This window comes from Micromonospora sp. MGP-C2, assembly GCF_057766525.1.
In genome coordinates, this window is record NZ_JBYMEN010000002.1 from 5,744,888 (window position 1) to 5,757,190 (window position 12,303).

Sequence of the window (12,303 nt, forward strand, 5' to 3'; positions counted from 1 at the left end):
CCCCGCGACCCGGTGGGCGTGCCCCACCCCCGCCGTCTGCACCCCCGAAGGACTCGCGATGACCGTGGCATACCTGGTGGCCGGTGTCCGTACCCCGATCGGCCGGTACGCCGGCGCGCTGGCCGGCGTCCGCCCCGACGACTTGGCCGCGCACGTGATCCGCGAGTTGGTCGCCCGGCACCCGTCGGTGGACTGGGCGCGGGTGGACGACGTCGTGCTCGGCTGCGCCAACCAGGCCGGCGAGGACAACCGCAACGTGGCCCGGATGGCGGCGCTGTTGGCCGGCCTGCCGCAGGAGGTGCCGGGCAGCACCGTCAACCGGCTCTGCGGCTCGGGCCTGGACGCCCTGGCCACCGCGGCCCGGTCCATCGTCGCCGGGGACGCGGAGCTGGTGATCGCCGGCGGGGTGGAGAGCATGAGCCGTGCCCCCTTCGTCATGCCGAAGGCCACGTCGGCATACTCCCGCTCCGCCGAGGTGTACGACACCACGCTGGGCTGGCGGTTGGTGAACCCGCTGATGCGCGACGGGTGGGGCGTCGACTCGATGCCGGAGACGGCGGAGAACGTGGCCGCCGAGTACGGCGTGAGCCGGGCCGAGCAGGACGCCTTCGCGTACCGCTCGCAGCAGCGCGCGGCCAAGGCGCAGGCCGACGGCCGGTTCGCCGAGGAGATCGTGGCGGTGTCCGTGCCGGCCGGCCGCCGGGAGACCCGGCTGGTCGAGGTCGACGAGCACCCCCGGGAGACCACGCTTGCGAAGTTGGCCTCGCTGCCGACCCCGTTCCGCGACGGCGGCACGGTGACCGCCGGCAACTCCTCAGGCGTCAACGACGGGGCGGTGGCCCTGCTGGTCGCCAGCGAGGCGGCGGTGCACCGGTACGGCCTCACTCCGCTGGCCCGGATCGGCGGGGCGGCTGCGGCCGGCGTACCGCCCCGGATCATGGGGATCGGCCCGGTGCCGGCCACCCGCAAGCTGCTCGACCGGGTCGGCGTCGAGCTGAGTGCGGTGGACGTGGTGGAGCTGAACGAGGCGTTCGCCGCGCAGTCGGTGGCGGTGTTGCGCGAGCTGGGGCTGCCGGTGGACGCCGAGCACGTCAACCCGAACGGCGGGGCTATCGCGCTGGGGCACCCGCTCGGTGCCAGCGGCGCGCGGCTGGCGTTGACCGCCGCCCTGGAGTTGCGCCGTCGCGGCGGCCGCCGGGCTCTGGCCACCATGTGCATAGGTGTTGGTCAAGGGATCTCCCTGTTGCTGGAGTCAGCCGCCTAGAGTGGTCCACACCACACGACCCGCGGGTCGACCGGTGCCCACGCGTGCCCGCTGCGCGCCCCGACGCCGGTGCTGTCCCGCGCCGCGGCGATGAACTGGGGAGCACGCTGATGCCGGACGGACTGCCGACCGAGATCGATCTGACCAGGCCGAGCGCGGCCCGGGTGTACGACTATTTCCTGGGCGGGGCGCACAACTTCGAGATCGACCGGCAGCTGGCCGAACAGATCGCCAGCATGACGCCGAATCTCGCCGCCACCATGCGTTCGGGCCGCGAGTTCCTGCGCCGGGCCGTCCGGGCGCTGCTCGACGCCGGCATCGACCAGTTCCTCGACATCGGCTCCGGAATTCCCACCGTGGGCAACGTGCACGAGGTGGCCCAGGGGGTGAACCCCAAGGCCCGAGTGGTGTATGTCGACATCGACCCGGTGGCGGTCGCGCACAGCCGGGAGTTGCTCGCCGGCAACGAGCTGACCGGGGTCATCCACGCCGACCTGCGTGAGCCGGAGCGGATCCTCGCCGAGACCCGGCAGCTCGGGCTGATCGACTTCAGCCGGCCGATGGGCATCCTGTTGGCCGGGGTGGTGCACTTCATCCCCGACGGCGACCGGCCTGAGGAGATTCTGGCCACCCTGCGGGCCGCCGCCGCGCCGGGCAGCTTCCTGGTCATCTCGCACTCCACATTCGAGGACCAGCCGCAGGAGATGCTGGACGCCCAGCGTCTCTCCGCGCGGACGGACACCGAGATCACCCTGCGCTCCCGCGCCCAGGTCACCGGTTTCTTCGGGGACTGGACGGTCCTCGAACCGGGCGTGGTGCACATGCCGCTCTGGCGTCCCGACTCACCGTCCGACGTGGACGAGCACCCGGAGCGGTTCGGCGCCTTCGGGGGCGTCGCCCGGTACGACCAGCCCGCCGGCTGATCCCGTGGCCGCCGTCCCGGACCCCGCCGGGGTCGGTGCTGGCCGGGACCCCGCCGGGGTCGACGCCGGCCGGGACCCCGCCGGGGTCGACGCCGGCCGGGCCGACGCCCAGGGGTACGCCGCCGACTGGGCCCGTGCGGTGCGCCGCCTCGGATTCGTGCCGCTCAGCGCGGCCGAGACCGAGCGGCTGCTGCTGGTGCACACGATCCGGCTGGCGCAGGCGGTGCGGGCGGAGCCCTTCTCCGCCCGTCCGGCCGAGGAGGTCGGGTGGGCGCTGGTGGAGGCGCACCTCACCGAGCCGCAGGCCCTGGACTGGACGCTGCACGCCCTCGGTGCGGATTTCGCCGACCGGGTGCTGGGTGCCCTCGACCGGCCGGCGGACCTCGCCGACCGGATCGCGGCGGTGCAGGGCGGGCTGGCCGCCGGGTTCGCCCGCGCGCTTCGCGACCGCACCTTCAGTCAGCAGGAACGGATCGCCCGGTCCGCCTGGCAGGCGCGTGACGAGGTCGAGCAGGCGCTGCGCGACAGCGAGGCACGGTTCCGGGCCGTCTTCACCGGTGCCGCCATCGGGATCGGCATCGCCGGCGTGGACGGTCGGATCATCGACGTCAACCAGGCCTTCGCCGACATGCTCGGCTACTCGATCGAGGAGTTGCGCGGGACCAACGTGGCGGCACTGTTCCACGCCGACGACGCCGCCGGCATGTGGGAGCTGTACCAGGAGCTGATCGAGGGCAAGCATGACGCGGCCCGGGTGGAGAAGCGCTACCACCGCAAGGACGGCAGCGTGGTCTGGACGGATCTGGCCGTCTCACTGATCCGGTACGACGACGGCCGGCCCCGGTTTACCGTCGCGATGATCGAGGACATCACCCAGCGGTACGAACTCCAGCAGCGGCTGCGCTTCCAGGCGCTGCACGACCCGCTGACCGGGCTGCCCAACCGGACGTTGTTCTTCGAGACGCTGGCGCGGGTCCTCGACGGCGCGGACACCGGGCGGCGAGTCGGGGTGTGCTTCCTCGACCTGGACGGCTTCAAGGCGATCAACGACAGCCTCGGTCACGACCTCGGTGACCGCCTGCTGGTGATGATCGGCCGGAGGCTGGCGGCGTGCGTGGCCGACCACGGCCACCTGGTCGCCCGGATGGGCGGCGACGAGTTCGTGATCCTCGTCGACGGAGGGGACGACATCGACGACGCGGTGGCCGTCGCGGAGGCCGCGCTGGCCGCCGTCGCGTCCCCGGTGCACGTCGGCGACCACCAGTTGGCAGTCTCGGCCAGTGTGGGCATCGTGCAGTGCCCGGCCGCGGAGACCTCCCCGTCGGAGCTGATGAAGGCCGCGGACACCACGCTGTACTGGGCGAAGGCGGCGGGCCGGGGCCGGTGGGCGGTCTACGACCCGGAGCGCAGCGCCCGGGACATCGCCCGGTCGGCGCTGGTGGCCGGGCTGCCCGCCGCACTGGACCGGGGCGAGTTCGTCCTGCACTACCAGCCGATCGTGTCGCTGCTGGAGGGCAGCATGCTCGCGGTGGAGGCGCTGGTCCGGTGGGAGCACCCGGAGCTGGGCCTGATCGGGCCGGACCGGTTCATCGGCCTGGCCGAGGAGACCGGCCTGATCGTCCGGCTCGGTGAGTGGGTGCTGCGGCAGGCCTGTCACGACGCCGAGCGGTGGTGGCGGGAGTTCCCCGAGGCCAGGCTGGTGGTCAGCGTCAACCTGGCCGCGCGGCAGGCCGACGACCCGGCGATCGTGGAGACGGTGGCCGACGCCCTGCACACCAGCGGGCTGCCGGCCGAGCTGCTTCAACTGGAGCTGACCGAGAGCGCCGTGATGGGCAGCGCCGACGAGCCTCTGCGCAGCCTGTACCGGCTCGCCGCGCTCGGCGTCCGGCTGGCGGTCGACGATTTCGGCACCGGATACTCCAACCTGGCGTACCTGCGGCGGCTGCCGATCCACTGCCTGAAGCTCGCCGGCCCGTTCGTCGAGGGCATCCGCGCCGACGGGACCGACGTCGCCGCCGACCACCGGGACGAACGGATCGTCGACGCGCTGGTCCGGTTGGCGCACGCGCTGGAGCTGTGGGTGACCGCCGAGGCGGTGGAGACCGAGGTGCAGGCGGAACGGTTGCGGGCGTTGCGCTGCGACACCGGGCAGGGACGATTCTTCGGTGCCCCGGCCCCGGCCGACACGATCACCGCCCGGCTCCGTGGCGGGAGGACGGCGTGAGCGGGGGCCCACTACGGTTCGGTCGGCACCGATGGCGGCGATGGAAGGTGGCGGCGTGAGCCTGACGGACTCGCAGACCGTGGTGACGGTGGTGGCCGGGCTGGCCATCCTGGCCGGGCTGGCCGGCGTGGTGGTGCCCGGCCTGCCGGCGTTGCCGCTGTGCTGGGGTGGTGTGCTGGTCTGGGCGGTCTTCGGCGGTGCGGGCATGGTCGGCTGGGCGGTGTTCGGCGCTGCCACTGTGGTCGTGGCGGGCGGCACCGTGATCAAGTACGCGTGGCCCGGCCGGAACCTGAAGCGCACCGGTGTGCCGACGTCCACACTGCTCGCCGGCGGCGTGCTCGGCATCGTCGGGTTCTTCGTGGTGCCGGTCGTGGGGCTGGTGCTCGGCTTCGTCGCCGGGGTGTGGGCGGCGGAGCGGCTGCGGCTCGGCAGCAACCAGCTCGCCTGGCCGTCCACGGTGCAGGCGCTCAAGGCGGCCGGTCTGTCGATGCTGGTCGAGTTCGCCGCCTGTCTGGTCGTCACCGCACTGTGGCTGGCCGGCCTGCTGCTGGCGTGATCCCCCGGTCGGACGGGGCGATAAGGCGGAGCGGCAGCGGCTAGGGTCGATCCCGTGCGCGTCGTGGTGCTTGGCGGTCTTGGTGCCTGGCCCTCCGCCGAGCAGGCGTGTGCGGGCTTTCTGGTCGAGCACCAGGGCTTTCGGCTGTTGGTCGATCCTGGCTACGCGACAGTGCAACCGCTGCTGACCCGGCTGCCCGCCTCAGCGGTCGACGCGGTTTACGTCAGCCACGGCCATCCCGACCACTGCGCCGACCTGCAGCCACTGCTGCGGGCCAGGGTGTTGCCCGACCGGTCCGCGCCACCCCTGCCGGTGTACGCGCCAAGCGGCAGCCTCGACCCGCTGCTCGCGATCGACGAGTCAGGGCTCATCGACACGGCGTACCGACTGCACGGGTTCACCCCCGGCGACAACTTCGGCGTCGGTCCGTTCACCGTGCGGACATGGTCACTGCCGCACTGGGTGCCTAACGCCGGGGCCCGTTTCACCGCTGGCGGGACGGTGCTGGCCTATACCGGGGACACCGGGCCGAGCCCGATGTTGGTTGAGTTGGCCCGCGACGCCGACCTGCTGATCGCCGACGCGACGTATGTCGACGAGATCCCGGACCGGCATGTCGGATTCCTGTCGAGCGCCGCCGAGGTGGGTCGCTACGCCACCGCGGCACGGAGCAGAGCGGTCCTGCTGACACACCTGTGGCCTGGCACGGACCCCGACGCGGCCATCGCCGCGGCACGGCGGGCATACAGCTGTCCGGTCGACGTGGCCCGGTCGGGCCTGCTGGTCGACCTGCCCGCCTGACGCCGGTTCGTCGTGACGGGGTGGGGGCGCGGGGCACTGGTCGGGTACGGCGACGCGCCGTACGTGAGAGAGAGGTGTGCCCCGCGCCGCCGCGGTCCGGGCGGTCCGAGCGCCCGGGGGGTACGCCCGTCGCGAACGGGCTGGCCACGGGCTCAAGGATGCGGCCGGGGTGGCCGCAGGGGCAACACAATTAGCCGCCGGCGGTGACATTCCCGCCGGATATGTATTGACCGTCTTGATCGCCCGGGATCACACTTTGCCCACTCGCACGCGGAACCACCTCAGGGAGGTGTGCAGTGGCAACGACCCCCGTGCCGACCGCCGAGCAACCGATGGACGACGACGCCCGACGGCTCGCCGAACTCGGCTACAAACAGGAGTTGCGCCGCAAGTGGAGTGGCTTCTCCAACTTCGCCATCTCGTTTTCGATCATCTCGATCCTGGCCGGCTGCTTCACCACCTTCGGTCAGGCGTGGAACAACGGCGGCCCGGTCGCCATCTCCTGGGGCTGGCCGCTGATCTCGCTGTTCATCCTGATCATCGGTTTCTGCATGGCCGAGCTGGTGTCGGCGTACCCGACCGCGGGCGGAATCTACTGGTGGGCGGCCACCATGGGTCGCCCGGTGCACGGCTGGTTCACCGGCTGGCTGAACCTCATCGGTCTGGTGGCGGTCACCGCCTCGGTGGACTACGGCTGCGCGACGTTCCTCAACCTCACCCTGTCCGCGCTCTTCGACGGCTGGGCGGGGACGCTGCGCCAGGCATTCGTCCTCTTCGTGATCATCCTGGTGCTGCACGGGCTGATCAACATCTTCGGGCACCGGATCATCGACGTACTCCAGAACGTCTCGGTCTGGTGGCACGTGGCCGGCGCGGCCGTCGTGGTGGCCATCCTGGTCTTCGTGCCGGACAACCACCAGAGCTTCCAGTTCGTGTTCACCGAGCGCTTCAACAACTCCGGTTTCGGTGACGGCGACATCGGCGGGCTGACGTTCTGGTTCTACGTGCTGCCCCTGGGTTTCCTGCTGACCCAGTACACGATCACCGGCTTCGACGCCTGCGCGCACGTCTCCGAGGAGACCCGCGGCGCTTCGCAGGCCGCCGCGCGGGGGCTCTGGCAGTCGATCTTCTATTCCGCTGTCGGCGGCTGGATCCTGCTGCTGGCGTTCCTCTTCGCGGCCACCGACGTCGAGGCGGTCAACGCCGCGGGCGGCTTCTCCGGTGCCATCTTCGAGTCCGCGTTGACGCCGGTCTTCTTCAAGATAGTCATCATCATCTCCACCATCGGCCAGTTCTTCTGCGGGATGAGCTGCGTGACCTCGATGAGCCGCATGGCGTACGCGTTCAGCCGGGACCGGGCGGTGCCCGGGTGGCGACTCTGGTCGACTGTCGACCGCAACGGCACCCCGGTCAACGCGATCATCGGCGCGACCCTGGCCGGCCTGGTGCTGACCCTGCCGGCGCTCTACGAGAGCTCGGCCGGCATCCCGATCGCCTTCTACGCGGTGGTCTCGGTGGCGGTGCTCGGGCTCTATCTGTCCTTCCTCATCCCGATCGCCCTGCGGCTGCGGATGGGCGACCGGTTCGTGCCCGGGCCGTGGACGCTCGGCCGCAAGTACAAGCTGCTCGGCTGGATCGCGGTGATCGAGATTGCCGTCATCGCGGTCTACTTCGTGCTGCCGATCGTGCCCGCCGGGGTGCCCGGCAACGACGGGTTCACCTGGTCGGCCGTCAACTACGCGCCGCTCGCCGTCGGCGGGGTGCTGCTGGTGGTCGCCGTCTGGTGGTACGCCTCGGCTCGCACCTGGTTCACCGGGCCCGTCCGTACCGTCGAGGAACACAGTGACTGATCGCTAGCGACCGAACCTTGGGGCTTCCGCTCGGCTCGGGGCGGAGGCGCTCGGGGCTGTCCTCCGCCGAGCGAATGCTGTGCTGTGAGTCACATTTGGCGGGATCACGCGACCCGCCGAGTCCTTATAGATTGCCACCGCCGGCACATCGGCGAGCTTCTCTTTCGCAAGCTGCGGGCCGGCTCGGCTCAGGCCCCTCGATCGTCGAGGAGCCTTTCGTCCACGTCCACGCCTAAGTCCACGGGGGACTGAAGTGAACCTGAAATCGCCCATGCCGATCCTCGTACCTCGGCAGCTCCACTCGAGCAAACGGTGGCAGGCCGTGCTGGCCTGCTTCACCGCGTTGGCCGTGCTGGCGTCCCTGCTGCACCCGACCCCGGCCCGCGCAGAGGATCCGCTGCCTCCGCCGGTCGACCGGGCACCTGTGGTGCAGGCATGGCTGTACGGCGGAGCCCAGGTACGTGCCGCCGCGGAGCTGGCACTGCTCGGCTCGCCGGAACAGGTGCGGACCTTCATCGAGGGCAAGTGGCAGGAAGCTCAGCGGCTCGACGACCGAGACGCCGTCGTCGCGGTGATCGCTGACAGCGGCCCGTCGGTTCGCGGGGCGGCGCAGTCGGCGCTGAACGCGGCCGATGCTGGCGACGCCTACGCGATACGCCGATTCCTCGACTACGGCTGGCAGCAGCCGTCGGACACGGACGCGCGGGTCCAGGTCAACCAGTTGATGGCCGCCGGCGGGGCTCAGGTCAAGGCGGCCGCGCAGCAGGCGTTGGACACCTCGGACCCGTCGGTGTGGCGTGAGTTCGTCGATGCCGGTTGGCAGTCGCGGTGGCTGGTAGATCAGCGGGTGCGGGTCAACCAGGCAATGGCGTCAGGTGGGACTGCGGTCAAGGCTGCGGGGCAGAAGGCGCTCGATGCGGGCACGCCGGAGGCTTTGGAGTCATTCCTGGCCTACGGGTGGTCGGTAGCGGCGGCCCGTGACCAGGAGACCGAATCGTTGACGGCGCTGCAGGCCCAGGCTCAGGCGCAGGGCGAGGTAGCGGCGCAGGAGACACAGCGGGCGGTCGACGAGGGAGCGCGGGCGAAGGAGGCCGCTGCGGCGGCCCGCCGATCGGCGCAACAAGCCGCCGCGGCCACCAATGCGGCGCGTAACGACACGCGAGAGGCGGCAGCGCAGGCCAAGCGAGCGGCGGTGGCGGCGCAGAAGGCCGCCGCCGCGGCGAAGGTGGCGGTGCAGGCGGCAGCCTCGGCGCAGCGGGCGGCCCGGGCTGCTGCTGCAGCCGCCCAACGCGCGGCGTCGGCCGCGTCGAAGGCGGAGCAGGCGGCGACGAAGGCCTACAACGCGGCGGCGAACGCGGCGACGGACGCGTCGAAGGCGGACGCGGCTCGGATCATCGCGCAAGAGGCGAAGGACAATGCGCGGCTGACGCGGGATCTCGCAACCAGCGCGCACCTGGCGGGGCAGGCGATCCAGGCGGGCCTGGGAGCGGTGGAAGCCGCCCGCCTTGCGGCGCTGGAGGCGAAGCACGCGTCGGACGCCAACGACGAGGCGACCGGGTACGCCAACGCGGCCGGCGCCGACGCCTCGGCGGCGGTGGCGGCCGCGAAGCAGGCGCGGGCGGACGCGGATCGGGCGCTGCGGGCGGCCGACGCCGCGCAGAACTATCTGATGGTGGCTGCGCAGGCCGCGTTCCGTGCGAGGGACGCGGCGAACCGAGCGGCGCAGCATGCGGAGCAGGCCGCGGACGCTGCCATCGACGCGGCGAATCATGCCGGTGATGCCGCGACAGCCGCACAACGAGCGACCGAGGCCGCGAACGCCGCGACTGCGGCCGCGCAGGCCGCGGCGGAGACCGCCGGCCAGGCGATCGAGGTGTACAACGCGGCGCGGACGGCGGACGCGGAGCGCATCGCGGTCATGCTGGACCAGGGCGTCGAGGCTGCCCGGCAGGCCAGCGGGCTGTACGACCAGGCGCAGGCAGCGGCCAAGTGGGACGCGGTGCAGGCCGCGCAGCGCGACGCGGAGACCAACCGGCTGGTCGCCGAGGCGATCAACCCGGCCACCGATCCCGCTGTCGCGGTCACCGCCGGGCGCAAGGCAGCGCTGAACCTGATGAGCTCCCGCGGTGCCTGGACCAGGCAGGCCGCGCAGGCCGCGCTGGCCGGTGGTGACCTGCAGGTGATGGAGTTCGTCCGTACCGGTATCGCCTCTGCGGCCGGGCAGGACGACCGGGTCACGCTGCGGGACCTGGCCATCACCGACAACACCGCGCTGCGCGACGCGGCACTCGCGGCGCTCGCGGGCAGTGACGCGCAGGTGTCGCAGTTCCTACAGACGCAGAACTACTCCGGCCGTCTCACGCAGGACCGGCTCAAGGTGAACCAGATCCTGTCCGCGGCGAAGACCGCCGGTGACACCTATCTGGCGCAGCAGGCGCAGGTGGCACTGGACTCCGGGGACGGACAGGTGCTGCGGGAGTTCATCGCCGCCGGTCAGTACCGGGCCGCCGCGGTCGGGCAGCGGGTGCAGGTCAACACGATCCTGGCCAGCCCGGACAGCGGCCCCGAGGTGAAGGCCGCGGCGCAGATCGCCCTGGACGGTCCGCCCCCAGGGCTGCGGCAGTTCCTCGACGAAGGCCGCTATGCCGCAGCTGAGCGGGACCAGGACGCTGCCGCTCACCTGGCGGTGGCCGCGGGCCTGGTGCAGCGGATCAACCAGACTGCCAAGACCGCCACCGAGAACGCGCTGAAGGCGCAGTCCGTCGCAGCCCAGGCTCGTAAGGACGCGGCGGCCGCCGCGAACTACGCCAGCCAGGCCGCCCTGTCGGCACAGCAGGCCGCCGGCTATGCGGCACAGGCCGCTCAGTACGCCAACCAGGCCAGTCAGTCGGCCGAGAAGGCGGCCATCGCGGTTCAGACCGCCAAGGCCGCTGCGACCCGTGCCGCCGCCTCGGCTCGCAGTGCGATCCGTTCCGCGGCCTGGGCCGTTGCCTCCCACGAGCAGGCCATCCAGTCCGCCAACGAGGCACGTGCTTCGGCCAATCGCGCCCTGGATTCGGCGCTCGCCGCCGGTAAGAGTGCCGAGGAGGCTCAGGCCGCAGCGAAGGAGGCGTACGAGAAGTTCCTGTCGGTCAGGGGCGCGGAGATCGGCAAGTGTCACGCCGAGTACGCCTCCGGCCCGGCGTCGGACATCGAGAGGTTCCTGGCCGGCACCCAGGGCGACTGGTACCGAAACTGCGTCTCCAACGTCATTGCCGACCCCGTCGAGCTTGCCAAACGGGCGTACAGCAATTCCGCCTACTGCAGCGTCTATCCCGAGGGCAGCCAGCTCAGCAAGAACTGCCTCGCCTCGGTGCTCACCCCGGAGTTCACGGGTGACCAGACGCTGGTCATGATCACCGAGACTCTCAAGGGCATCACGGCCGCGCTGATTCCCATCGCGATCGCCGTCGGTATCGGCTGCGTCGCGACAGTGGTCTGCGGCATCGTCGCCGGCACCCTGGTGGACATCGGCGATGTCGGCCTCAACGTCTACAAGTACTTCAACGGCGACCAGTCGTTGGCCGACACCCTGCTACACCTGGGTGGAATCGCGCTGGAGGCCCTGGCCTTCGCCGGCATCGCCAAGCTCGTCGGGGCCGGCTTCAAGGCCGCCAAGCAGCTCTACGAACTCAGCCGCGCCGCGAAGGTGGCTGAGGCGGAGATCTCCCTGCTCACTCTCGCCCTCGCGAAACTCAAGCGTCTGCCCTCGTGTCTGGCGGGCGGGAACAGCTTCGCGCCCGAAACTCCCGTCCTGCTCGCCGACGGCACCAGCAAGCCCATCGCCGACGTGCGGGTGGGTGATCGGGTGCTCGCCACCGACTCGCTCACCGGCAGCAGCCGCGGCGAACCGGTCGTCGACCTGATCAGGAGCGTCGACACCGAGCTCACCGAGCTGTCCGTCCGGCAGCCCACCGGGCAGCGTGCCGTCCTGCGTACCACGCCCAAGCATCCCTTCTTCGTTCCGGCAACCCACAGCTGGACCGGTGCGGGGGAGCTTGCGCCCGGCACCGTCCTGCACACCCCCGACGGGAGCGACGCCCGCGTCACCACGGTGCGTACCCACCCGGGCCACCGGACGATGTTCAACCTCACCGTGCACCGCACGCACACGTACTACGTGCTCGCCGGTGAGACGCCGATCCTTGTGCACAATGGTGGCTGCAAGGATGTGGTGCTGGGCCTGAACGGTCCGTCGGAAGGGCTGGGTAGCGACGCGCTCCGGGACCTGCTCAACAAGGACGGCCTCAACGTCACCACGTACAACGGCAATCCCTGGGGCGACCTGGATCCGGACACCAACAACAAACTGCCTCTGTGGATCGGCATGGTGCAGGCGGCGATCAAGGATCCGAGTGTCAAGATCTACGTCACTCTGGACGGGCTCGACGGCGCAGACGCGTTCCTCAAGCTCCGCGCCGCGGTTCGACACGGGAAGAACATGAAACCGGAGGACGCGATGGTCGCCAACGGCACGGACTGGGAGATGGCGCAGTTGATAAACGCGATCATCCGCGGGCCGGCCGACGGCGGACGGGACAGGAAGTCGGTCCAGTTCTACTTGAACGGCAAGAACATCTCCGCCGATCTGTGGAGCAAGCTCCCGACGACGGATGCCGGCTGGCGAGAATTCAAGGGTATGTGAG

General features: G+C 71.1%; 7 protein-coding genes. All 7 read left to right on the top strand.

Features of this window, described 5'->3' with window-relative positions:
* Window positions 1-58 precede the first annotated feature (58 nt).
* The 7 genes from pcaF to AC3CF1_RS26515 all read left to right on the top strand — a co-directional run bounded on the left by pcaF (window position 59) and on the right by AC3CF1_RS26515 (window position 12,302).
* Window positions 59-1,264, top strand: coding sequence for a 3-oxoadipyl-CoA thiolase (gene pcaF, locus AC3CF1_RS26485; protein ID WP_141908250.1), 1,206 nt, complete (start codon window positions 59-61; stop codon window positions 1,262-1,264).
* 110 nt (window positions 1,265-1,374) lie between these two features.
* A complete protein-coding gene (locus tag AC3CF1_RS26490) occupies window positions 1,375-2,187 on the top strand; it encodes an SAM-dependent methyltransferase (RefSeq protein ID WP_354981131.1) in 813 nt (270 codons plus the stop codon).
* A 4-nt stretch (window positions 2,188-2,191) separates the two neighbouring features.
* On the top strand, window positions 2,192-4,411 hold the full coding sequence (locus AC3CF1_RS26495; RefSeq protein ID WP_488451517.1) for a putative bifunctional diguanylate cyclase/phosphodiesterase: 2,220 nt from the start codon (window positions 2,192-2,194) through the stop codon (window positions 4,409-4,411).
* A gap of 55 nt (window positions 4,412-4,466) precedes the next feature.
* Window positions 4,467-4,967, top strand: coding sequence for a DUF456 domain-containing protein (locus tag AC3CF1_RS26500; protein ID WP_088951520.1), 501 nt, complete (start codon window positions 4,467-4,469; stop codon window positions 4,965-4,967).
* Between the two features lie 54 nt (window positions 4,968-5,021).
* Window positions 5,022-5,768, top strand: coding sequence for an MBL fold metallo-hydrolase (locus AC3CF1_RS26505; RefSeq protein ID WP_488451518.1), 747 nt, complete (start codon window positions 5,022-5,024; stop codon window positions 5,766-5,768).
* Window positions 5,769-6,064: 296 nt separating this feature from the next.
* Window positions 6,065-7,618 carry an amino acid permease gene (locus tag AC3CF1_RS26510; protein ID WP_354981128.1) on the top strand — a complete coding sequence of 518 codons (1,554 nt, stop codon included), beginning with the start codon at window positions 6,065-6,067 and terminating at the stop codon, window positions 7,616-7,618.
* A gap of 271 nt (window positions 7,619-7,889) precedes the next feature.
* Complete coding sequence (locus AC3CF1_RS26515) at window positions 7,890-12,302, top strand: polymorphic toxin-type HINT domain-containing protein (protein WP_355160692.1); 4,413 nt, start codon at window positions 7,890-7,892, stop codon at window positions 12,300-12,302.
* Window position 12,303: the final 1 nt, after the last annotated feature.